The organism is Sphingomonas sp. TF3, assembly GCF_003985085.1.
Taxonomy (GTDB): Bacteria; Pseudomonadota; Alphaproteobacteria; order Sphingomonadales; family Sphingomonadaceae; genus Sphingomonas.
On the sequence record NZ_RWKS01000012.1, the window covers coordinates 22,976 to 45,847 of the forward strand.

24 protein-coding genes are annotated in these 22,872 nt (G+C 64.4%); 13 read left to right on the top strand and 11 right to left on the bottom strand.

The annotated features are described in order from the left end of the window. Positions 1-56 precede the first annotated feature (56 nt). The 4 genes from EJC47_RS12220 (at position 57) to EJC47_RS12235 (ending at position 2,565) form a co-directional block, all read left to right on the top strand. Positions 57-881: a flagellin gene (locus EJC47_RS12220; protein ID WP_126848017.1), complete on the top strand. Its 825-nt coding sequence runs from the start codon at positions 57-59 to the stop codon at positions 879-881. Between the two features lie 158 nt (positions 882-1,039). Next, on the top strand, positions 1,040-1,450 hold the full coding sequence (locus EJC47_RS12225) for a hypothetical protein (protein ID WP_126848019.1): 411 nt from the start codon (positions 1,040-1,042) through the stop codon (positions 1,448-1,450). Positions 1,451-1,519: 69 nt separating this feature from the next. After that, the gene (locus tag EJC47_RS12230; RefSeq protein ID WP_126848021.1) at positions 1,520-2,200 is read left to right on the top strand and encodes an EI24 domain-containing protein; all 681 of its coding nucleotides are present in this window, start codon (positions 1,520-1,522) and stop codon (positions 2,198-2,200) included. Then, entirely contained in the window at positions 2,197-2,565 is a 369-nt protein-coding gene (locus tag EJC47_RS12235) for a hypothetical protein (RefSeq protein ID WP_126848023.1), read from the top strand. Before EJC47_RS12230 ends, EJC47_RS12235 begins: the two co-directional genes overlap by 4 nt. Before the next feature lie 7 nt (positions 2,566-2,572). On the opposite strand, the gene queG is transcribed toward EJC47_RS12235, so the two are convergent. Beyond that, entirely contained in the window at positions 2,573-3,634 is a 1,062-nt protein-coding gene (queG, locus tag EJC47_RS12240) for a tRNA epoxyqueuosine(34) reductase QueG (protein ID WP_126848025.1), read from the bottom strand. Between the two features lie 48 nt (positions 3,635-3,682). Between queG and EJC47_RS12245 the strand changes: the two genes are divergently transcribed. The 3 genes from EJC47_RS12245 to EJC47_RS12255 are packed head-to-tail and all read left to right on the top strand — an operon-like array spanning position 3,683 to position 7,126. Next, positions 3,683-4,606: an ABC transporter ATP-binding protein gene (locus tag EJC47_RS12245; RefSeq protein WP_126848027.1), complete on the top strand. Its 924-nt coding sequence runs from the start codon at positions 3,683-3,685 to the stop codon at positions 4,604-4,606. Then, positions 4,603-5,847 carry an ABC transporter permease gene (locus tag EJC47_RS12250; protein WP_126848029.1) on the top strand — a complete coding sequence of 415 codons (1,245 nt, stop codon included), beginning with the start codon at positions 4,603-4,605 and terminating at the stop codon, positions 5,845-5,847. Before EJC47_RS12245 ends, EJC47_RS12250 begins: the two co-directional genes overlap by 4 nt. 37 nt (positions 5,848-5,884) lie before the next feature. Continuing rightward, positions 5,885-7,126 (top strand): cytochrome P450, encoded by a 1,242-nt coding sequence (locus EJC47_RS12255; RefSeq protein WP_033964182.1) that lies wholly within the window; start codon positions 5,885-5,887, stop codon positions 7,124-7,126. Here EJC47_RS12255 and EJC47_RS12260 read toward each other — a convergent pair. Both EJC47_RS12260 and EJC47_RS12265 read right to left on the bottom strand, forming a co-directional pair. Beyond that, on the bottom strand, positions 7,113-7,928 hold the full coding sequence (locus tag EJC47_RS12260) for a hypothetical protein (protein WP_126848031.1): 816 nt from the start codon (positions 7,926-7,928) through the stop codon (positions 7,113-7,115). The genes EJC47_RS12255 and EJC47_RS12260 overlap by 14 nt on opposite strands. Positions 7,929-8,003: 75 nt before the next feature. Further along, entirely contained in the window at positions 8,004-8,285 is a 282-nt protein-coding gene (locus EJC47_RS12265) for a hypothetical protein (RefSeq protein ID WP_033964174.1), read from the bottom strand. Between the two features lie 135 nt (positions 8,286-8,420). Here EJC47_RS12265 and msrB point away from each other — a divergent pair, with 135 nt between their 5' ends. Then, positions 8,421-8,912: a peptide-methionine (R)-S-oxide reductase MsrB gene (gene msrB, locus EJC47_RS12270; RefSeq protein ID WP_126848202.1), complete on the top strand. Its 492-nt coding sequence runs from the start codon at positions 8,421-8,423 to the stop codon at positions 8,910-8,912. A 28-nt stretch (positions 8,913-8,940) separates the two neighbouring features. Here the strand turns inward: msrB and EJC47_RS12275 are convergent, their stop codons facing one another. Next, complete coding sequence (locus tag EJC47_RS12275; RefSeq protein WP_126848033.1) at positions 8,941-9,489, bottom strand: CHAP domain-containing protein; 549 nt, start codon at positions 9,487-9,489, stop codon at positions 8,941-8,943. 202 nt (positions 9,490-9,691) lie between these two features. Between EJC47_RS12275 and EJC47_RS12280 the strand changes: the two genes are divergently transcribed. Beyond that, positions 9,692-10,144 carry a hypothetical protein gene (locus tag EJC47_RS12280; RefSeq protein ID WP_033964176.1) on the top strand — a complete coding sequence of 151 codons (453 nt, stop codon included), beginning with the start codon at positions 9,692-9,694 and terminating at the stop codon, positions 10,142-10,144. On the opposite strand, the gene EJC47_RS12285 is transcribed toward EJC47_RS12280, so the two are convergent. Beyond that, positions 10,141-11,571, bottom strand: a complete 1,431-nt coding sequence (locus EJC47_RS12285; RefSeq protein WP_126848035.1) for an MFS transporter — start codon at positions 11,569-11,571, stop codon at positions 10,141-10,143. The two genes, EJC47_RS12280 and EJC47_RS12285, sit on opposite strands and share 4 nt — an antisense overlap. After that, entirely contained in the window at positions 11,568-12,401 is an 834-nt protein-coding gene (locus EJC47_RS12290; RefSeq protein ID WP_126848037.1) for an SDR family NAD(P)-dependent oxidoreductase, read from the bottom strand. The genes EJC47_RS12285 and EJC47_RS12290 overlap by 4 nt, the downstream gene beginning before the upstream one ends. Positions 12,402-12,571: 170 nt before the next feature. Between EJC47_RS12290 and EJC47_RS12295 the strand changes: the two genes are divergently transcribed. Then, the gene (locus EJC47_RS12295; RefSeq protein ID WP_126848039.1) at positions 12,572-13,717 is read left to right on the top strand and encodes an acyl-CoA dehydrogenase family protein; all 1,146 of its coding nucleotides are present in this window, start codon (positions 12,572-12,574) and stop codon (positions 13,715-13,717) included. Between the two features lie 143 nt (positions 13,718-13,860). Next, entirely contained in the window at positions 13,861-14,649 is a 789-nt protein-coding gene (locus EJC47_RS12300; protein WP_126848041.1) for an SDR family oxidoreductase, read from the top strand. Positions 14,650-14,708: 59 nt separating this feature from the next. On the opposite strand, the gene EJC47_RS12305 is transcribed toward EJC47_RS12300, so the two are convergent. Together EJC47_RS12305 and EJC47_RS12310 are read right to left on the bottom strand one after the other, a co-directional pair. Beyond that, complete coding sequence (locus EJC47_RS12305) at positions 14,709-15,365, bottom strand: retropepsin-like aspartic protease family protein (RefSeq protein ID WP_126848043.1); 657 nt, start codon at positions 15,363-15,365, stop codon at positions 14,709-14,711. 40 nt (positions 15,366-15,405) lie between these two features. After that, positions 15,406-16,701 carry a glycoside hydrolase family 130 protein gene (locus EJC47_RS12310; protein ID WP_126848044.1) on the bottom strand — a complete coding sequence of 432 codons (1,296 nt, stop codon included), beginning with the start codon at positions 16,699-16,701 and terminating at the stop codon, positions 15,406-15,408. A 260-nt stretch (positions 16,702-16,961) separates the two neighbouring features. Here EJC47_RS12310 and EJC47_RS12315 point away from each other — a divergent pair, with 260 nt between their 5' ends. Next, a complete protein-coding gene (locus EJC47_RS12315; RefSeq protein WP_126848046.1) occupies positions 16,962-18,020 on the top strand; it encodes a sensor histidine kinase in 1,059 nt (352 codons plus the stop codon). Here EJC47_RS12315 and EJC47_RS12320 read toward each other — a convergent pair. From EJC47_RS12320 to EJC47_RS12330, 3 genes are all read right to left on the bottom strand, one after another. Further along, the gene (locus tag EJC47_RS12320; protein WP_126848048.1) at positions 18,017-18,946 is read right to left on the bottom strand and encodes an MlaA family lipoprotein; all 930 of its coding nucleotides are present in this window, start codon (positions 18,944-18,946) and stop codon (positions 18,017-18,019) included. The two genes, EJC47_RS12315 and EJC47_RS12320, sit on opposite strands and share 4 nt — an antisense overlap. 301 nt (positions 18,947-19,247) lie before the next feature. Continuing rightward, positions 19,248-21,506, bottom strand: coding sequence for an NADP-dependent malic enzyme (locus tag EJC47_RS12325; protein ID WP_033966292.1), 2,259 nt, complete (start codon positions 21,504-21,506; stop codon positions 19,248-19,250). Positions 21,507-21,565: 59 nt separating this feature from the next. Continuing rightward, positions 21,566-21,952, bottom strand: a complete 387-nt coding sequence (locus EJC47_RS12330) for a winged helix-turn-helix transcriptional regulator (RefSeq protein ID WP_033966291.1) — start codon at positions 21,950-21,952, stop codon at positions 21,566-21,568. A gap of 100 nt (positions 21,953-22,052) precedes the next feature. Between EJC47_RS12330 and EJC47_RS12335 the strand changes: the two genes are divergently transcribed. Continuing rightward, positions 22,053-22,805: an SDR family oxidoreductase gene (locus tag EJC47_RS12335; protein WP_126848051.1), complete on the top strand. Its 753-nt coding sequence runs from the start codon at positions 22,053-22,055 to the stop codon at positions 22,803-22,805. Positions 22,806-22,872 lie beyond the last annotated feature (67 nt).

A 22,872-nucleotide genomic window follows, 5' to 3' on the forward strand; every position in this document is an offset into this window, starting at 1 on the left:
GTGGCGTCTAGCCCCAGGCCGCAGAATGCGGCTCTCAATCCTAGAAGGAAATTACAATGAGCTTTTCGGTAAACACCAACGTCGGCGCAATGACGGCTCTCCAGAGCCTGAGTGCGACCGGCAAGTCCCTCGCGACGACCCAAACCCGCATCACGACCGGCCTGGCCGTTTCCTCGACCAAGGACGACTCGGCTTCGTACACGATCGCCCAAGGCCTTCGTGGTGACGTGGGCAGCCTGAAGTCCGTCAGTTCCTCGCTCAGCCGCGCCAAGAGCGTTGTTGACGTGGCGACTGCCGGTGCCGAGCAGATCTCGGATCTGGTCAACCAGATGAAGGCCAAGGCAACGACCGCCAGCGACACCGGCCTTGATGCCGCCAGCCTGTCCGCCAACGCAAAAGACTTCACTGCGTTGAAGGATCAGATCTCGACGGTCATCGCCTCCTCGTCGTTCAACGGTACGAACCTCCTGTCGAGCGTTTCGGCGGGCACCGTCAAGGCCCTGCAGTCGACCGACACGACCGCATCGACCCTCGACGTCGCCAACCAGGACTTCGAAACAGGCGTCACGACGGCGATTGGTTCCACCTTCACGACCGCTGCGGGCGCGAAGACCATGGTAACGACGCTCAACACCGTGTCCGACACGATCAACGCAAGCCTCAGCACGCTGGGTTCGGCTTCGCGCAAGATCGACAGCCAGATGACCTTCGTCAGCAAGCTGTCGGACACGATCACGACGGGCATCGGCAATCTCGTCGATGCGGATCTGGCCAAGGAGTCTGCAAATCTGCAGGCACTGCAGGTCAAGCAGCAGCTCGGTGTGCAGGCGCTTTCGATCGCCAACCAGGCACCGCAGGCGATCACGTCGCTGTTCCGTTAAGAGAGATCAGCGGCCGCGTATCTGGTCGCTGCACTGGGGCCGACGGGGGAAACCACGTCGGCCCCTTTTCTTTTTTACCCTGCGTTTCATCGGTCGCGGCGACCGAATGCGGGCGCGATCCCCGCTATAATGGAACAAGGATAACAGGAGTTTGAGCATTGTCGCTGCGCATTAGAGAGATAGCCGACGGGCTGGGCAGCAGGCTCCGTGTAACGGCCGAAGATCGCCATGCGGGCAGCCTGGTAATCCTGGAACGGGGTGACTTGAGCAACGGCACGCGAGCGCTCCTGGATCGCTATGGTGCCGAGGTCTTGCGTGCCTTTTTGATGGCCGCCCGGTTGTCCCTGTCGGGCGGACTTCCCGACGAAATCGTCGGGGGCCCCTTTGCGACCCAATTTCGGCTGGTGGTCGATCCCGTCGTCAATCTGGCGCTGACCCAGGATGGCGGCCTCGTCGCCCTGGATATTCCGGCATCGCTGTGGGACCGGCTGTATGCCGAGCTTTGCCTTATCTCGGCCCATACCAGCGAAGGGTTGCGCGCCTCTACACGCCCGACACGCTACAATTAGGCCCTGGCCGGTCGCGGTCGCGCTGTGTGGTGGTTTCGTCTTGCACGATCGCCCGCTAAGACCGCAGACATGCTCCGCGCCTTCCTCCTCGCGATTGGCCAGATTGGCGACCGCGCATTCGCTGCGGTCTTCCTCAAGTCGCTCGCGGTGACCTTGGCGCTATTGGCGGGGTTCGGCGGAGCGCTGTGGTATGGCGCAACCAGGCTGGCGACATGGCTGGGCTGGGGTGCGAACGTCGGCGGGCTGCTGGGCGCGGTCGCATTGCTGGCAGGGTTCGGGCTTGGCTGGCTGCTGTTCCGCGTGATCGCGGTCGCGGTGATGGGCGTCTTTGCCGACGAGATCGTGATCGCGGTGGAGGCCAGACACTATCCCGCCGCCCTCGCCACCGCGCGAACCGTACCGCTGGCACGCGGCATTGCGCTCGGCTGGCAATCGGCAGTGCGTGCTATCCTCGTCAATCTCGCGCTTGCACCGATCTACGTCGCATTGCTGGTCACGGGCGTGGGCACGTGGCTGCTGTTCTTCCTGGTCAATGGTTGGCTGCTGGGTCAGGATCTCGGGGCGATGGTCGCTGCGCGCCACATCCCCGATGCGATGATGCGAGACTGGCGCAAGACGGGAGCAGTCGATCGCTTCGCGCTGGGGGTTGCCGGCACCGCCCTGTTCATGGTTCCCGTGCTCAACCTGTTCGCGCCGATCCTTGGCGCGGCGATGGCGACCCATCTGTTCCATGCGGGGCGAAACACATGAAGGCTCTTGGCGCTTTGGCAGCGGCACTGCTGGTCGCGGGCTGCGCGACCACCGGGACACCGGCCCCCAGCACGGTACGCCCGCCGCTCATCCCGATCCCGACCGGAACCACCGGGCTTGACCGAGTTCTGGGAACGAATGCCGCCAATCTGACGCGGATGTTCGGGGCCCCGGTCGCCGACATCCGCGAAGGCACCGCGCGCAAGCTGCAGTTCGGCAATGCGACCTGTGTGCTCGACACCTATCTGTACCCCAAAGGCAACGCCGAGCCTGTCGTCACCTATCTGGATGCGCGCCAGACCGACGGATCGCCGATCGACCGCGCAAGCTGCGTCGGGGCGTTGCAGGCGGGACGACGGAAATAGCGCGCGCCTAAGCCAGCCGCGCCAGCGCCCATCCCGCAGCTTCCGCCACCACGGCATTGGGATCATCAAGCAGCCGCGCGACCGGCGCGCGTAGCGTAGCATCGCCGCTATTGCCCGCCGCGATCAGGCAATTGCGCATCATCCGGTCGCGGCCGATGCGCTTGATCGGCGAGCCCGAAAACACCTGGCGGAAAGCCGCGTCGTCGAGCGCAAGCAGATCCGCCAGTGCCGGTGCCGCCAGTTCGGCACGCGGCCGAAAGGCGCGGTTGGCATGCGCGGCCTCGGCAAACTTGTTCCACGGGCACACCGCCAGGCAATCATCGCAGCCATAGATGCGGTTGCCGATGCTCTCGCGAAATTCGTGCGGGATCGGCCCGGCATGTTCGATCGTGAGGTAGGAAATGCAGCGGCGCGCATCGAGCCGGTACGGTGCGGGAAAGGCGTCGGTCGGGCACGCACGCTGGCACGCGTCACACGAGCCGCAGCGGTCGCGCTCATGCGCCTCCTCTCCCCCGAATGCAGCCAGCTCCAGCGTCGTGTAAATCGCCCCCAGGAACAGCCAGCTCCCCTCGTGGCGGCTTACCAGATTGGTATGCTTACCCTGCCAGCCTAGCCCCGCCGCCGCCGCCAGCGGCTTTTCCATCACTGGCGCGGTATCGACGAACACTTTGACGTCGATGCCCGGCACCTCCCCCACCAGCCAGCGGGCAAGTGCCTTCAGCGCGCGTTTGACGACGTCGTGATAATCGCTGCCCTGCGCATAGGTCGATATCCGCCCGACGCCGCCCTCCCCGGCCAGCGCCAGCGGATCGCGCGCGGGGGCGTAGCTCATCCCCAGCGCAATGACGCTGCGCACCTCGGGCCACAGGCCAGCGGGGGATTCGCGGTGATGCGCCCGCGCCTCCATCCAGATCATTTCGCCATGCCGCCCCTCGGCCAGCCATTGACGCAGCCGCGCCGCCGTCTCGGGCGCGGCATCGGCGGAGGCGACGCCACAGGCGGCGAACCCACATTCGGACGCCTTCGCCACCAGGCGGGCATGGAGTGACTTGTCGAACTGCACCACCACCCGCTACCACGGGCATTGCCCAACAGGGAATTGGGCTGAAACAGGGAATTGGTGTTGGGGCAGGAATTCGCGGTCCGCGCATCGGGCCTGGTCAAGCGCTTCGGCGACCGGCGCGTCGTCGATGGGGTCGATATCGCGGTGCCAACGGGCACGATCTACGGCGTGCTCGGCCCCAATGGCGCAGGCAAGACCACCACGCTGCGGATGCTGCTCGGCATTATCGAGCCCGACGGCGGAACGCGCACGCTGCTCGGCCACGATCGCCCGCGCGAGGCGAGCGACCGCGTCGGCTATTTGCCCGAAGAACGCGGCCTGTATCCCGCGATGCGCGCCAAGGATGCGATCGCCTTCATGGGCGCGTTGCGCGGGCTCGATCTCAAGACCGGACGCAAGCGTGCGGTGGCGCTGCTCGAAGCCGCCGGGCTTGGCCACGCGGTCGACACCAAGATCCGCAAATTGTCGAAGGGCATGGCACAACTTGTGCAATTGCTGGGCGCTGTCGTGCATCAGCCCGATCTGCTGGTGCTCGACGAACCCTTTTCCGGGCTCGACCCGGTCAATCAGGAACGGCTGGAAGCGCTGATCCTCGCCGAGCGCGATCGCGGGGCGACGGTGCTGTTCTCCACGCATGTGATGGCCCATGCCGAGCGGTTGTGCGACCGGCTCGCGATTATCGCGGGCGGAAAGCGGCGCTTCGAGGGCACCGTGGCCGAAGCGCGCGGCCTGCTGCCGATGCGCGCGCATTATGTGCCCGAACGCGACGACGCCGCCATCGCCGCGCATCTGCCGCACGACGCCACGCATGATGCGCAAGGGTGGCATTTCGAAGTGCCCGAGGGCGGGGTCGAGCAAGCGCTCAGTCGGCTGATCGGCGCGGGCCACGGCATTGCTGGGCTCTCGATCGAACGCCCCGGCCTGCACGATGCCTTCGTCCGCATCGTCGGCAAGGCCGCTCTGGAGCAAGGCCAATGAGCAAGCTGCCGCGCATCATCCGCCAGACTCTCACCATCGCCCGGCGCGATTTCGTGGCGACGGTGTTCACCCCCACCTTCCTGCTGTTCCTGCTCTCGCCGCTGTTCACGATCGGCTTCGGTCTGGTCGGCGGGATGGGCGCGTCGAGCGTGGCCAGCGGATCGACCGACAAGACCCGAATCGTCGCGATCGTCGCACCCGCGCAGCAGGCGGCGATGCGCGCCGCCGACGCACGGCTGCGCGCGATGTTCCCGCGCGGGGATCGTCCCGCCACGCTGACGCTGGAAAATCCGACGGCCGACCCGCAGGCACAGGCGCGCGCGGCCTTCACCGTGCGCAAGGGGGCGGATGTCTCCGCCGCCTTGTTCGGCGATCTTGCCCACCCGACGATCCTCTACGATGGCCAGGGGCGCGGCGATGCCCGCTATATGGCGGCGCTGGCCGAGGCGACGCTGCGCACCAATCCTGCGCAGACCGCGCCGCTCAGCACCGCGACGCTGACCTCGATCGCGCGCATCGCGCCGACCGAGGGCGGGCACAAGCAGGCGGCGTTCATCGCCGTTATCGGCATCTTCTTCCTGACGCTGCTGCTCGCGGGCCAGGCAGTCGGCACGATGATGGAGGAACGCAGCAACAAGGTGATCGAGGTGCTCGCCGCTGCCGTGCCGCTGGAGGCGGTGTTCTTCGGCAAGCTGCTCGGCATGTTCGGGTCGGCGCTGCTGTTCGTCGCCTTCTGGGCGACTTTGGTCAGCCAGGTCGGTGGCATCCTGCCCGCGCAATATGCCGGCGCGATCGGCCAGATCGGTCCGGCAGTCGGGGTGCCGATGTTCTTCACGCTGTTCTTCGCCTATTTCGCGATGGCCTATCTGCTGCTCGGTGCGGTGTTCCTCGGCGCGGGCGCGCAAGCCTCGACCCCGCGCGAATTGCAAATGCTGTCGCTGCCGATCACCATCATCCAGGTCGCGATGTTCGGGCTCGCGCTAAAGGCAATCGGCGCACCCGAGGCTGCAACGACGCGCTTTATCGAGCTGTTTCCGCTGAGCTCGCCTTACGCAATGGCGGCGCGCGCGGCCGACAAGCCCGACCTGTGGCCACACGTAGCAGCGCTCGGCTGGCAGGCTTTGTGGGTGGCGATCGCGATCACGATCGGCGCGCGGGCATTCCGGCGCGGCGTCCTCAAATCGGGTAGCGGAGGACCGCTGTTCCGACGGCGAAACCCTGTTGACATGAGTGTCAGTTAGGGCTTTTCTCTCTCCATAAAAAGACAGGAGAGTGATGATGGCGACTCTGGCACCCGAAGCACCCGTGCGCGCGGTCGATCCGCTCGATGTCAGCCGTCCCGAACTCTATCGCGACGACGTTTGGCAAGCACCGTTCCGCGAGTTGCGCGCGACATCGCCGGTCCACCGCGTCGAGCATTCGGACTTCGGCCCCTATTGGTCGGTTTCCACCTACAAGCCGATCATCACGGTCGAATCGCTGCCCGATCTGTATTCGTCGCAGGCCGGCGGCATTACGCTCGCCGACTTCATCGAAAATAACCCGACCGACGTGCGGATGCCGATGTTCATTGCGATGGACCGTCCGAAACATACCGGGCAGCGCCGCACCGTCGCCCCTGCCTTCACGCCTTCCGAAATGGTGCGGATGAGCGACAATATCCGCACGCGCACGTCCGAAATTCTCGACTCGCTCGACTGGAATACGCCGTTCGACTGGGTCGATACCGTTTCGGTGGAGCTGACCACGCAGATGCTGGCGATCCTGTTCGATTTTCCGTGGGAGGAACGCCGCAAGCTGACCTTCTGGTCGGACTGGGCGGGCGACATCGAGCTCGCCAAGAATGACGAACTGCGCCTCGAACGGCTGAAGCACATGTATGAATGCGGTGCCTATTTTCAGAATTTGTGGAACGCCAAGGTCGGCAAGGATCCGACCCCCGATCTCATTTCGATGATGATCCATTCCGACGCGATGGCCGAGATGGATCAGATGGAGTTTCTCGGAAACCTGATCCTGCTGATCGTTGGCGGCAACGACACCACCCGCAACACCATGAGCGCGGTCGCCTACGGTCTCGACCAATTCCCCGACCAGCGCGCGAAGCTCGAGGCCGACCCATCGCTGATCCACAATGCCGTGCAGGAAGTGATCCGCTGGCAAACGCCGCTCGCGCATATGCGCCGCACCGCCACCGCCGATACCGAATTGGAGGGGCAACAGATCAAGGCCGGCGACAAATTGGCCTTGTGGTATCTGTCGGCCAATCGTGACGAGAGCGTGTTCGAGAATGCCGACCAAATCATCGTCGATCGTGCGAATGCGCGTCGGCACTTGGCGTTCGGGCACGGCATCCATCGCTGCGTTGGCGCACGCCTCGCCGAATTGCAGGTTTCGGTGTTGCTGGAAGAGATGGCCAAGCGGCGGATGCGCGTAAACGTGCTCGGCGAGCCCGAGCGCGTTGCCGCCTGTTTCGTCCATGGCTATCGCAAGTTGCCGGTCGAGATCAGCCGGTACTGACCGCGCGGACGCGCGGACGTTGCCCTGCGGCCCAGCCGAACCAGGCGACCGCAGCGCCCGCGGCCAGGCCGGTGAGCAGTAACGGTGCCACCGGCAACAGCGCGAGCGAGCGATAGGCCGCGTCCCAGCCATAAGTCGCGCCGAGCGTGTCGAACACTATCGTCTGTACCAGCAGCACCGCACCAGCGACCGCAAAGGGTTTGCCGTGGCGCGGCGCGCTGACATAGAGCCATGCGGTCAGGGCGAGCGCGACCACGCTCGACAGGCGCACCGACCAGGCGAACAGCGCGAAATCGTGCGGGCCGTGAATGACCAACCCCGGCACGAACCCAGCGAATACCCGGCCGACAATCGGCATGATCAGCGGCAGAGGCGTCGCGAGCAGATACCGCGCGTGCAACTGTACTCGGCCGCGTTCGGCCAGCGCGTGGTAATAGAGATAGCCCAGCAGCAGCGTCGAAATGAGATCCATCGTCGCGAGCCGTGCGCCATAAATCTGGTAGAAGGGGTCACCTGCGGCGGTTGCGGCGGCCATGCTCCAGATCACCCCCGCGCTGCCGGCGAAAAACACCGGAAAGAGCACGAGGCTCGCCATCCCTCCACGGCGATGCAGCGCCATCTGCCGCGCATGCGCCGACCAGCTTTGCACGCCGAGCAGGATCAGCCACAAGGTCGCGCTGATGCCGTGGAGATGAAAGCCCCAGGGTGCCTTTGCCAATATCGAAAAATAGCCCGGCCAAAAGCCGATCACGGTCAGCGCGAGTAGCGCGGCGAGCCAATACGGCGCGTAGCGGAACGGCATCGGTTTTCCCCCGCATGCCCCCGCATGCCGGTCGGAGGATGCAGATCGGCATCTGCCGAGTCAAACCATCATTGCTCAGTTCGGCTTGGCGATCGCTTCCGCTACCACCGGCTCGCCCGCGCCTGAGCAATCGCCATTTTCTCGCGCGATTGCCGCTGGCTTCTTGCGTCCCATCGTCCAGTTGGCCTGCATCCGAACGCGTGGATTGGGCGCGCACCAGATTTCACCGGTCTCGTTGATCGCGGTGACCCAGATGAGGTTATGCTCCTGGCCGTAATCGATCACGGCGAAGGCGTAGCCTGCGCCCTTGTCGAGGACATGCACCGGAAGCGGCGGATCGAGTTGCTGCATCGTCATATGCCAAAAGCGCGCGAGATTGCAGGCGGTTCCGGGCGCAGTGCATCCATCGGGGGAAAGCTGCGTAACTATTGTGTCGCCGCACACGTATAGCCACATGACGTTCGAGAGAGGACCCTATCAATGCCCGCCCTGATGCCCCATCGCCGCCAATTCCTCAGCCTCGCCGGCACCGGTGCCGCAGCGATCGCCCTATTCGGTTGCAAAGGTGCCACGGCCAGCCCGCCCGAGCATTTCGAGGTCGTGTTGAGCGACGCTGCGTGGCGGAAGAAGCTGTCGCCCGCCGCTTATGCCGTGCTGCGCCACGAAAGCACCGAAACCCCCTTCACCAGCCCGCTCAACAGCGAACATCGCGCGGGCATTTTTTCCTGCGCGGGCTGTGCGCTCCCTGCTTTCTCGTCGAAAACCAAGTTCGACAGCGGCACGGGCTGGCCAAGCTTCTGGGCCCCGTTGCCGAATGCAGTGCGCACCCGCGCGGACAGCTCGCTTGGCTTCACGCGCACCGAGGTGCATTGTCGCCGCTGCGGTGGACATCTTGGTCATGTGTTCGACGATGGCCCGCAGCCCACGGGCAAGCGCTATTGCATGAACGGCGTGGCGCTTGGCTTCACCCCCGGCAAGGCATAACGCCGGGGACGTAGCGCGGATTGGCGGCTCAGAAGCGCGCCGACCCCTGGTTGAGCGAGGCCATCACGATCGGGGCCTTGGCAGTGCGGTCGACCGCATCGTCGCCCTGGTCGTTCAGCGGTGCATGTTCGGCGTAGATGAAGCCCTTGGTCGGATAGGCAGACGTACCAAGGCCACCCTGCGGACCGTACCAGACCTTAACGCGCGTCCAGTCGCCCTTCTCGGAGATGTCGATCGCGCGGACATCGCGCTCGACGCCGCCGCGGCGCGACCAATTGGCGTGGGTGAGCAGAACTTCGCGATCGCTGATCACTTCGCTGACCATTGCGACATGACCGAGGCGCATCCGGCCGGTCGAAGCAAAGGCCAGCACCGCGCCAACCTTGGGCGCATGACCGCGCGCATAGCGACCGGCGGCCTGGCACCACCAGGTGTTGGCATTGCCGCGGATCTCGATGCCAGAAATCATCCGGGCATAAGGCGCGCACTGCCAGAACTGGGCCATCGCTGGGGTCGCCGTCATCAGGGCGCAAGATACCACCAGCGCAAAACGCGCTGTCAAAGTCCGGATTGTCATGTGACCCCCTCAGGTCGCGATGAATTCGTTGAGTGTCTCAAAGCAGTTCATAGCGGGGTTGGAAACCCCGCCACGCGGCGAACGGAACCATTTCCGACGAAGTGAGTTTGTCGCACGATGGGTGGCTTTTCGCCGCTGCCGAAACAGTGCTTTCGGATGATGCCCGCTCGCCAACGGACCAGCACTCGGCTAAGAATCGGCCATGAACCGCAGCATCCTGGTGATCGCCCTGCTCTTGACCGCTTGCTCGCGGGAAGGCGCGTTCAGCAACGATCCGTCGCTTTATCAGAGCAATACCACGACCCTCACCCCTGGCGTGCAGGCCGTGCGTGTCGGTGACGGCGGCCCGGCATATCCGGCCTGCGCCAGTTCCGGCGTGGTCGTGAACGTGTCGCCCGAAGGCGAGGCCTATCTGCCGCTCCGCGCCGCCCCCTTTGCCGAGGCGCAGGAAGTCGCCCGGCTTGGCGAGGGCGCGAAGCTGTTCCTGTGTCAGCGCTCGCTCGACCAACGCTGGCAGGGCGTGGTGGTCGCGCCGACCGATTCCCCGCAACTGGATTGCGGGGTAGCGGCCACGCTGGCCAATGCGCGCCCCTATGCGGGGCCATGCAAATCGGGCTGGGTGTTGAGCAGCTTCGTCCGACCCGTAGCGGGTTAACCCCGCGCCGCCGAAACCAGCCGCGCATCATGGTCCGCGCGCCCGAACGGAAAGCGCGCATAGCAAAGCCCCGCCATCCCGTAAAAGGCGAGCTCCAGTGCGATAAACACGATTGTCAGCCGGTCGAGCGTCTCGGTCGGCACCATTCCCGGGCGCGCGCCCTGCGGAAATTGCGCAAACGCCAGAATTGCGCTGGCCATGAAGATGCCGAGCCCGCCAACCAGCTTCTGCACGAAGAACCCGCCGGCAAAGAACACGCCTTCGGATCGTTTGCCGGTGCGCACTTCGGATTCCTCCACCACATCCGACAGCATCGCCGCACCCAGGATGAAGGCCGACACACCGCACGCCGTATTGGCCGCAAAGATCGTCAGCAACACCGGCAGCAACAGCGGCGAGCCCGGCTCCGGAAACCAGCCCGCCAGCCGCAGCACGTAAGGGGACACCAGCAAAATCGCACTGCCGAACGATGCGATCATGCCGATGCGGGGTTTGTCGCCGCCTTTGGTCAGCGCAGGGGCCAGAAAGAACGCTCCCAGCGCCCCGATCATCAGCGCCAGCGACAGCCAATTGAAATCGCCGCCCGCAAATTGCCAGACGAACTGATACATATAGGTCGAAAGCGCGAACGACACGCCTTGCGCTGTATAAGCGAACACGCCTGCCGCCATCAGGATCAAAAACCCCCGATTGCGGACGGTCCGGAGAAAGTCGGCAAAATGCTCGGCCAGCGTCTCCTGCGATTTCGGGATTTGCGGTAGCAGCGGAATTTCATGGTGTAGCCCGATCGACGACACCACGATCGATACCGCCATCACCACCGCCGCCAGCGTCGCCATGCCGGCATAGCCATTGCGGTTGAGGATCCCCACCGGATGCGTCGCATCGGGCACCAGGAACACACCATAAGCCAGCGCCAGCATCGCCAACCCGCCTCCCCAGCCGAATAGATAGCGATAGGAGAACATCCGCGTCCGCTCGTCATAGTCCGAACTGAGTTCGGGCCCGAGTGCCGAGGACGGAATCTCGAACGCCGACAAGGCGATCCGCACCAACAGCGCGCTGCCAAACACATAGAAACCGAGCGCGGTCTGCGACCAATGCGGCGGGTTCCACAATAACAGCCAGCCAATCGCCACCGGCAGTGCCGAGGCATACATCCACGGATGCCGCCGCCCCCAACGCCCTCGCGTATGATCCGACAGATAGCCGACCAGCGGATCGACAAACGCCTCGACCACTAACGCCGCCATGATCGCCACGCCCACCAGCCCGGCGGGCAAGCCGATCACCTGATTGTAGAACAGCAGCAGGAAGGTCGCGAAGCCGCTGTCCTTCACCCCATAAGCGATCGAACCGAGCCCGAACGACCAGCGGCTACGCGCGCCGAGGCGTCGCGCCGCCGGGATCGCGAGCGGCGCGGTCACGCGGTAAACGCCTCAAGGTTGGAGAAGAGCGACGGCGTCTTCGGGTCCCAGCTATGCCGCGGGCCGATCGTCATGCCGCCATCGACGACGATATGCGTGCCGGTAACGAAAGCTGCGTCCGCGCTGGCCAGATAGGCGACGGCGGCGGCGATGTCGTCGGCGGTGCCCGCGCGCTGCAAGGGCTGCGCGTGCGCTGCGACCTGTTCGATCATGCCATTGGCCATCACGCGCTTTTCGCCCGAAATGCCGAGTGCCGAGGTAAAGATGTTGGTGGTGATGAAGCCCGGGCACACCGCGTTGACGCGGATGTTATGCTGCGACAGGTCGGCGGCGGCAAGCGTCGTCAAATGCAACACGCCAGCTTTTGCGACCGAATACGCGGTCGGTGCTGCGCCGGTCTGGAGTGCAGCGATCGACGACGTGTTGACGATCGCCCCGCCCTTACCGCGCGCGATCATCAGCGGGGCGGCATAGCGGATGCCCATCGCGACCGAGCGCAGCAACAGGCTTTGCGTGCGATCCCAATCCTCGGGCGAAATCGCGTCGATCGTCTCGCGCGCGCCGCCCGCCCCGGCATTGTTGAACAGCACATCGATGCCCCCGGCATCGTCCGCCGCCTGCAGCAAGGCGGCGATATCCGCGACCTCGGTCACGTCGGTGCGGAGAAAATGGATGCGCCCGTTGGAAGTTTCGGCAAGGTCCTGCCCGCCGGCGACATCGACATCGCCGATCCACACTTCCGCCCCTTCGCGCACCAGCCGCAGCGCGGTAGCACGTCCAATTCCTGAGGCTCCGCCGGTGACGACGGCGCGCTTGCCCGCAAAACGCATCTCACTCTCCTGTGTTTTTGTCACCTTAGTACGGGTCATGGGCCGGTCAATCCGTGCTGTCGTGGTATTTTTGGAATTTCGGGTTTGGTGCGGCCTTGCGACGATCCCGGCATTTCCCTACCACTGCCGCCAAGCCCCGTTTCGCAATGATGGCGCAGAGAAGAGAGATCATGGCACTCGACCCCGAAACTTTCGACGCGCTGATCGAAACCGTGCGGCGCTTCGTCGCGGAGCGGCTCCGCCCGCTGGAGGGCGCGGTCGAGGACGCCGACGCGATCCCCGCCGACATCGTTGGCGAAATGCGCGACATGGGCCTGTTCGGGCTGTCGATCGCCGAAGACTATGGTGGCCTTGGCCTGACCATGCTGGAAGAAGCCAAGGTCGCGATCGAGCTTGGCCGCACCACCCCCGCCTTCCGCTCGACCTTCGGCACCAATGTCGGGATCGGCTCGCAAGGGTTGGTGATGGCGGGCAATGCCGCGCAAAAGGATACGTGGCTGCCGCGCATCGCAAGCGGCGAGATCATCACCAGCTTTGCGCTGACCGAACCCGATGTCGGCTCGGATTCGGGTGCGGTGAAGACGCGGGCGACCTTCGACGGCCAGTCCTATCGGCTGAGCGGCACCAAGCGCTACATCACCAATGCCGACAAGGCCGATCTGTTCACGGTGATGGCGCGGACCGGCGACGATCCCGGCGCGCGTGGCGTGTCGGCGTTTCTGGTGCCGCGCGCGCTGGCTGGCGTCAGCGTCGGCGAGGCTGAAAAGAAGATGGGGCAAAAGGGCGCGAAGGTCGCCGACGTGCATTTCGACGACGTCGTGGTGCCGGTGGAGAACCGGCTCGGGGCCGAGGGCGAAGGCTTCAAGATCGCGATGCGCGTGCTCGATCGCGGGCGGCTCCACATTTCGGCGGTGTGCGTCGGCGTCGCCGAGCGGCTGATCGCGGATTGCGTGGCCTATGCAACCGAGCGCAAGCAGTTCGGCAAGCCGATTGCCGAGCATCAACTCATCCAGGCCATGATCGCCGACAGCAAGACCGAAGCGCTCGCCGCGCGCGCGCTGGTGCTGGAGACGGCGGCGGGCAAGGATGCGGGCAAGGACGTCGTCATGGAATCGGCGGCGGCCAAATATTATGCGAGCGAGATGGTCGGGCGTGTAGCGGACCGCGCGGTGCAGATCTTTGGCGGGGCGGGCTATATCGCCGATTACGGGATCGAACGGCTGTACCGCGACGTGCGGCTGTTCCGCATTTACGAAGGCACCAGCCAGATCCAGCAACTCATCATCGCGCGCGAGACGATCAAGCGCGGGGGATAACCACTCTCCCTCTCCCCGCTGGCGGGGAGAGGGCAAGCGAGCGAAGCGACGCGCGGGAGAGGGGCAGTGCGGCGCGCTCTGATGACTGCCCCTCTCCCCGACCCTCTCCCCGCAAGCGGGGAGAGGGAGAAGAAGGAAGAAACATGGACACCACTACCCTGTTCCGCCTGGACGGCCGCATCGCCCTTGTCACCGGCGGCTCGCGCGGCATCGGCAAGATGATCGCGACCGGCTTCATCGCGCAAGGCGCGACCGTCTATATCTCGTCGCGCAAGGCCGATGCCTGTTTCGAAACTGCGGCGGAACTGGGCGAGAAGTGCATCGCGCTGCCGCAGGACGTGTCCACGGTTGCGGGATGCAAGGCGCTCGCCGCGCAACTGGCCGAGCATACCGATCGGCTCGACATTCTGGTCAACAATGCGGGCGCCGCCTGGGGCGAGCCGTTCGAGGTGTTCCCGGAAAAAGGCTGGGATAAGGTGATGGACCTCAACGTCAAATCGCCCTTCTTCCTGACCCAGGCGCTGCACGCCCCGCTAAAAGCGGCCGCCAGCGCGGGACGACCCGCCAAGGTCATCAACATCACCTCGATCGACGGACAGCGGTTGAACCCGTGGGAGACGTACAGCTATCAGGCGTCAAAAGCGGCGCTGATCTACCTCACCAAGCGGATGGCGGCGCGGCTCATCACCGATCATATCAACGTCACCTCGATCGCGCCGGGTGCCTTTGCCAGCGAGATGAACAAGGCTGCGCGCGACCACGGTTCGGCGATCGCGCAGAGCATCCCCGCCAAACGCATCGGCGTCGATGAGGATATGGCGGGTGCCGCGATCTACCTCGCCAGTCGCGCAGGCGATTATGTGGTGGGCGATACCATCACCGTCGATGGCGGACTGGTCCATGCAGCACTAGGCACAAGCATCGACGCCTAAGACCGGCTGGTGCTCGGGGTGGGGGTGACGCCAGCGTCGTCCCCTCCCTCTCCACCCGACTAAGCCGGGCGGGCCGCTTCGCTCTCGCCAGGGGACAGGGCATTGGTTGGGTGATGCGGCTGTAAAATCATGACCCCGTCCTCCACCCGCCAGGATTTGAGGCGCGACAGGAAGTTCATCCCCACCACGTTCATGTCGCCAAAGGCGGGCGACACCACCACCGTCAAATCGCGCGCAACGACATTGCCGATGCGCAGTTCCGGCACTGTCGCGGTTTGCGCCGCCACCGTGCCATTGGCGGTCTGCATCATTACCGGCATCAGCGAATCGCTCGGCTCGATCCCCGCAGCCGCGGCGGTGTCCGCCGAAATCGCGGTCACGGTCGCCCCGCTGTCGACCAGCATCCGCCGTTCGATCCCGCCCAGCTTCACCCGCACCCAGAAATGCCCGTCCGCCGCCATCGGCACACGCATCTCCTTGCCGACCACGCGCTGCCCGCCAAGCTCGAAGCGCTGCGCCACGCGGGCGAAGGTCGGGTCGAACGGCGCGCGCTCCATCAGCAGCAAAGCGACCAGCACCAGGCATCCGGCGGTCATCGCAAAAGCGAGGAACCGCCCAATCACCGGAATACGCCGCGCAAGCACCATCACCGCCACGACAGCGACGACCAGCAGATAGAGCGAGCCGTGCGGCCCAAGATCCGGAAGCGTGTTCACCAGCCAAATATAATAGCGGGCGCGGCTTTATGAAGGCTGACTAGGCCATCGCCGCGAGCAATTGGTCGACCGTGGTCGTGGCGAACGCCGTGAAATTGTCGGCCACGCCATACGGGATCAGCAGATCGCGCCCTTTCGCCAGCACGCCACAGCTATACACCACATTAGGCACATAGCCGTCGCGCTCGAGCGGGCTTGGCGTAAGGATCGGCGCGGGCGTGCGCGCCAGCAGGCGTGACGGGTCGGCCTTGTCGAGCAGGCACGCGCCGACACAGTAATTGCGCACCATCCCGACGCCGTGGGTGAACACCAGCCAGCCCTCGTCGATTTCGATCGGCGAGCCGCAATTGCCCATCTGCACAAACTCCCACGGGTAACGCGGCGAGACGATCTTGCCGCCGCCCGCCCAATGCAGAATGTCGTCGGAGGCATGCAGCCAGATGCTCTCGCTATCCTGGCGCCCCAGCATCATGAATCGCCCGCCGACGCGGCGGGGAAACAGCGCCATGCCTTTAGCCCCCGCTGCGTCCCCCGTCAGCGCCCGCATCGTGAAGCTGCGAAAGTCATCGCTCGACAGCAATTCCGGGCGCGCTGCGGCTCCGCTGAAGGCGGTATAGGTGCCGTAATAGGTCGCGCTGCCATCTTCCTCGGTGAAGTGGACGAGGCGCAAATCCTCAATCCCCTGGCGTTGGCTTGGCAGTACCGGGAACAGCACCGTCTCGGAAATATCGCGACTACCCCCGCAACGCAGCATCGTCACCGCCCCAGCATCGACATCGGTGCCATCGATGATCGGCGGCACGGCAACCAGGCTTGGCGGATCGATCTTGAGCGCGCCGCCGGGCAGCCAAGTGCCGGTGCGAAATGCGACAGAGGAAACATGCCCTTCGCCAATGCCGCGCAACGACAGGACAAAGCGCACCGCGCCCGCCTCGACGTCCGTCTGGTCGGGCGCTACGACCGCGCTCGGGTTGAACAAGGCGGCCGCCTCATACGAAAATTCTTCGCTGAAATACGCCCCGATCAAGCGGCGTTGCCCCTCCGATGCCACTGGCGGCACCGGCAAAGCGCCAGCGATCTCATCATAACGCCGCAGCAACATCGCATCGACATCGCGGTGCCGCTCATCCAGCGAGTCCACGATCAACGCCAACTCCGCCGCCAGCGCATCTCCGGTCAACGTCAGCACGCGATCGACGATCGCCTGCGCGCGGCTGTGCCCTTCCCGCTGAAATTGCGTCGGATAGTCGAGCGAAAACGGCCGCACGACCGTACGCGATGGGTCAGGCCGCAGAATAACGCTGCTATGGTCAAGTTTGAGCTGAACGTCCGCCATTGCATTCCTTTCGAATCCGCCGCCGCAATCCCGCAACGCAGCCGCCTGAACGTGCGGGGATCGGCGACGATCCAGCGCCGATCGTCGCCTTATGCCATTGGTACGGCAGTCACAAACGGCGGACGTTGCCCACGCTCGATGGCGCGCGCGGACGAATTGGTGCCGGGAATCGGCACGCCCATGGTACATACACCCACCGGCCCGCTGTGACCGCGCCCGAATAGCGTCCACACGGAACGCCCGGGACCGAAAGGGTTCCGATGCCGTCTCCCGTTTCTCCCGATGCCGAACTCGGCCTCAATCTTGCCCTCGCGGTGGTTGGCTCCTCCCACGCGCCCGTGCTGTTGCTGGACGAAAATCGCGCCGTCATCGTCGCCAGCGACGCCTTTTGCGCAGCCTTCGACATCGATCCCAAAACGATCGTCGGCAAAACCTTTGCCGATCTGGGCAACGGCGAATGGGCCATTCCGCAACTGCAATCGCTGCTCAAGGCAACGGCGTCCGGGCTCGCTGAAGTCAAGAATTACGAATTCGACTTGAAGCGCCCCGGCCTTGGCACACGGTGCCTAGTCCTGAACGCGCATAAGCTGAGTTATGGCGTGGGCACCGAACCGCGCCTGTTGCTTGCCATATCGGACGTCACCGATGCTCGCATCGCCGAAAAAATGAATGACGATCTGGTTCATGACAAGAGCGTGTTGCTGCAGGAATTGCAGCACCGCGTCGCGAACAGTTTGCAGATCATCGCCAGCGTATTGCTGCAGAGTGCCCGCAAGGTTCAGTCGGAAGAGGTGCGCGGGCATTTGCGGGACGCGCACAGCCGCGTGATGTCGGTCGCGGCGATCCAGCGGCAATTGGCGGTCGCCTCGCTCGACAAGGTCGATGTCGGTCCGTACCTTCACCAATTGTGCGAGAGCATCGGGGCATCGATGATCCACGATCACGAGCAGATTTCGATCGAAGTGACGAGTGCCCGCGAACAGGTCCAGGCCAATATTTCGGTCAGCCTTGGTCTGGTGGTGACAGAGCTGGTGATCAACGCGCTCAAGCATGCGTTTCCTGATGGACGACACGGCAAGATCGCGGTCGATTATATGCGTAGCGGCGCGGACTGGTCGCTCTCGGTAAGCGACGACGGGATCGGCATTACAAAGCAGCCAGGCCCTTCCAAGGCCGGGTTGGGCACGAATATCGTGCAGGCGCTTGCCAAACAGATGGATGCCAGCGTCACCGTGTCGGACGCCGACCCGGGCACCCGGGTAACCTTGGCGCACCATTTGTCGGCGGACACCCCGCCGAAGCGGGCACCCGCCATTTAAGGCTTGGCGTTGGCCCCTGCTGCCGACGGTAGCGGGGGCGGCAACGGTACGACGTGGTACTTGCCATGCAGAGCGTCGATCTCGGCTTGACGCCGCTGCAGATAGAAGGTCCGCGTCGCCACATACGGGTCGGTCGGTCCGTTATGAAGCTGGTGGAACAGTTCGTCATTCTCAGCGCGCCGGTCAAGCACCCCGAGGACGCTGACCGGCAGAGTAAAGGCGGCCCTGTTAAAGGGCTTTCCAATCCCCAGCGGCAGCACCAGCCGATCGACCGCATCCCCCACCAAATCGCGCAGCGTGGTGGGCCCTATCAGCGGCAAGAACAGGAAAGGCCCAGGCTTCACGCCGTAAAAACCGAGCGTGTCGGCAAAGCCATTCGGGCGCCGCGGCAAATGGATCGGGCGACGCTTGGCCATATCGAAAAGGCCGCCGACCCCGACGGTGGAATTGACGACGAACCGCCCCAGCGTCTCGGCGGCCTTGCCCGCTTTATGCTGGAGCAGAAAATTCACGAACACGATCGGCTCGCGCAGATTGTACAGGAAGTTGCGGATGCCGCTGCGGACCGGCACTGGCACGCTGTGCTTATAAGCCAGCGCCAGCGGCCCGACAAAGGCACGGTCGACCTCCTGCGTCGCCTTGAAGGATTCGGTGTTGATCGCAGCGATAGGGTCGTTTGCGGTATTTCGCGAACGGGCCGTAACGACGATGTCTTGCGGCTCTTCCATCGGCGGCGGCGCGGCCGACACCACTGCCGCTTCGTCGGTTGCGACAAGGCTTGCGGTCTGCGGATCGGCGAGCGGCACCGTCGGCGACGCCAGCATGCTGGCCGCCACAACCTGTTCGGGCTGAGTGACCTGCAGGTCGCGATCGTCCACCGGCGTGCTGGTCGCCAGCATCGCTGTGACCCAGATCGGAATGCTCACAAATCCGCTCCTGCCGGGCACGCGTAAGAGGCTTCAAGGCACGCAAAACCGGCGATCGGGTTCCCCTGCCGTACTCTTTGGGAAGACGCCAATTGTCGTTTCCTAATGTCGTGCCGACGGGTCAGTATGGAATACGCCAATCCCCCGTTATGTGTGTGACGACACCAGAAGCAAAAATCCTCAATTCTATTTTAGGGCTTTCCGAAATCTCTCGTCGAGCGCGCCCGTGGCGAGCGCGCGCAGCAGGAAGCGGCGGCCTTCCCATAAGAAAAGCCCCGCGTCCGGCATCGCTATCGCTGCATTATCGGGCGATACCGCCCGCCGCCAGCACCGCCAGAGTGACGAGTTCGCTCGCGGTCGAGGTCATCGGCGCGATCTGCACCGATTTCTCCATCCCGACGAGCATCGGCCCGATCACTGCATCGCCGCCCAATTCGCGGAGCAACTTGGCCGAAATATTGGCCGATTGCAGCCCCGGCATGATCAGCACATTGGCTGGCCCCGAGAGGCGCGCGAACGGATAATTGGCAAGCTGTTTGGGGTTGAGCGCGACATCGGGTGCCATTTCGCCTTCATATTCGAAACTGACCTGCCGCTTGTCGAGTACCTTCACCGCCGCGCGGATATCGTCGAGCCAATTGCCTTCGGGGTTGCCAAAGGTCGAATAGCTGAGGAAGGCGACGCGCGGCTCATGCCCCATGCGCTTGGCGACGAGCGCCGTCTGCTCGGCAATATCCGCCAGTTCCTCGGCATTGGGGCGCTCGTTCACGGTGGTGTCGGCCATGAAGACCGTGTGGCTTTGCCCGACCATCAAATGAATGCCGAACGGGGTGCGCCCCGCCTCGGGATCGATCACACGGCGGATTTCGCGCATTGTATGCGCATAGGTGCGCGTGATGCCGGTGATCATCGCGTCGGCTTCGCCGAGTTGCAGCATCACCGCGCCGAAGATGTTGCGATCCTGGTTGATCATCCGCTCGCAGTCGCGCCGCAGATAGCCGCGCCGCTGCAGTCGTTCGTAGAGGAAGTCGACCATGCGCGGCACCAGCGGCGAATTGCGGCTGTTGTGCAATTCATAGCTGTCGGGATCATTGACCCCGAGCGCGCGCAACCGTTCGGGCACATCATCGCGGCCGACCAGCACCGGCGTGCCATAGCCACCGTCCTTGAACGCGATTGCCGCACGCAGCACGACTTCTTCCTCGCCCTCGGCGAACAACACCCGCTTGGGATGTGCCTTGGCACCTTCATACGCGAGCGTCAGCACCGAAGTGGTCGGGTTGAGCCGTGCCTTCAGCGTCTGGCGATAGGCCTCCAGATCGAGGATCGGCTTGGTCGCAACGCCCGAATCCATCGCCGCCTTGGCCACCGCGACCGGCACGATTTCCATCAGCCGCGGGTCGAACGGTGCCGGGATGATGTAATCGGGGCCGAAGGTGTGGCGCACACCGTAAGCAACCGCCACTTCCTCGGCCACTTGTTGCCGCGCCAACGCCGCCAGCGCGCGCGCGGCCGCCAGCTTCATTTCATCGTTGATCGTCGTCGCGCGCACGTCGAGCGCGCCGCGGAAGATGAACGGGAAGCCAAGCACGTTATTGACCTGGTTCGGATAGTCCGACCGCCCCGTGGCGATGATCGCATCGGGCCGAGCCGCCTTCGCCTCGGGCGGGGTGATCTCCGGATCGGGATTGGCCATCGCGAAGATGATCGGCTTGGGGGCCATCTTGAGCAGGTCCGACGCCGGCAGCGCCCCGGCGGCTGAAAGACCGACGAACACATCCGCACCATCGAGCGCCTCGGTCAGCGTGCGCTTCTCGGTGGCCACGGCATGCGCCGACTGCCACTGATTGATATCGGCCCGCCCCTGGTAGATCACCCCACCAAGATCGACCATCGTCAACTGGTCGCTCGGCAGGCCCATCGCTTTGATCAGCTCGGCGCACGCGATCGCCGCCGCGCCCGCGCCGTTCATCACCACCTTGGTGTCCTTGATGTCACGGCCGGTCAGGAACAACGCGTTGATAAGCCCCGCCGCGCAAATGATCGCGGTGCCGTGCTGGTCGTCATGGAACACCGGGATGTTCATGCGCTGGCGCAAGGTCTGTTCGATGATGAAGCATTCCGGCGACTTGATGTCCTCCAGATTGATCCCGCCAAAGCTCGGCTCCATCAGCTCGATCGCATCGATCAGCCGGTCGGCATCCTCGGTCTTCAGCTCGATATCGATCGCGTCGACATCGGCGAAGCGCTTGAACAGCACCGCTTTGCCTTCCATCACCGGCTTGGACGCGAGCGCGCCGAGATTGCCGAGCCCGAGAATGGCGGTACCGTTCGAGATGACCGCAACGAGATTGCCCTTCGCGGTGTAATCATAAGCCAGGCTCGGATCGGCGGCGATCGCCAGCACCGGCACCGCGACGCCGGGCGAATAGGCCAACGCCAGATCACGCTGCGTCGCCATCGGCTTGGACGCGACGATCTCGATCTTGCCCGGTCGGCCTTCCGAATGAAACAGGAGCGCCTCACGCTCGGAAAATTGGACGTTCGAGTCTGCAGTCATGGGGGCGGCCTCCTGGATCGGCGTCGTCTTAGAAACAGTTTGGGAGAATGGGAACGGCTCTAGTTGCCGTTACGACTATCGAAGGACCGACGCGCCTCGGCGATGCGGTCGACATTGTCCGCCGCCCACACCCACACGCCGCAAAACGCCTCGGCCAGCGTGAAACCGAGTTCGGTCAGCCGATATTCGACTTTTGGAGGGATCACCGGATGGATCGTCCGGATCACCAGGCCGTCGCGCTCCATCTGACGCAACGTCTGTGTCAACATCTTCTGGCTGATGCCCTCGGCAAGCTGCGCCAGACGCGAGAAGCGCAGTTCGCCATGTTCGGTCAGCACCTCCAGCACGATCATCGTCCATTTGTCCGCGACGCGACCGATCACTTCCGTGACCAGAGCCTCGACGCGCGGATCGAGATTTTCGGGATATTGGTGCGAAACGGCCATTGGTTTCCTGTCGGTAAGTACCGCACTTTTGCGTGCCTACTTTCCAATCGAACGCGCAGCTTTTACGCGCCGTGTCAACAATCGAACGGGAAGAGCAACCATGAATATCAGCGGCAACACCCTCCTCATCACCGGCGGCGGCACCGGCATCGGCCGTGCGCTCGCCGAGCAATTTCACGCGCGCGGCAACCACGTCATCGTCGCCGGCCGTCGCGCCGAGCCGCTCGACGCGCTGGCGCGCGACCTGCCGGGAATCAGCACCGCCTTGCTCGACGTCGCCGACGCGGCCGACATTGCGCGCTTCGCCGACACGATCGCCAGCGAGCACCCGGCCCTCAACGTCGTGATCCACAATGCGGGGATCATGCGCGCCGAAGATATGACCGCGCAGCCCTATGACCTGAGCGACGCCGAGGCGATGATCGCGACCAACCTGCTGGGGCCGATCCGGCTGACCGCGGCCTTGCTGCCGCACCTGCGCAAGCAGCCCAACGCCGCGATCCTCACCGTATCGTCGGGTCTCGCCTTCGTACCGCTGGTGGCGACGCCGACCTATAGTGCCACCAAGGCGGCGATCCATAGCTGGTCGCAGTCCTTGCGGGCACAGCTCGCCGATACGGGAATCGACGTGATCGAAATCGCGCCCCCCGCCGTCGCGACCGATCTGATGCCGGGTCATGCCGAAAACCCCAATTCGATGCCGCTCGACGCCTATATCGCCGAGACGATGGCGCTGCTCGAAGCCAACCCGCACGGCCCCGAAAACGCCGTCGAGCGCGTCAAATTCCTGCGCGATGCCGAGCGCGAGGGGCGGTATGGCGCGGTGTTCGCCGCGCTCAACCAGCGACACTGACGCGGCGGTTTCCTTTCGGGAGGGCGGGCGGTATCAGACGGCGATGGCGCCAGCACCGACCCCCGCT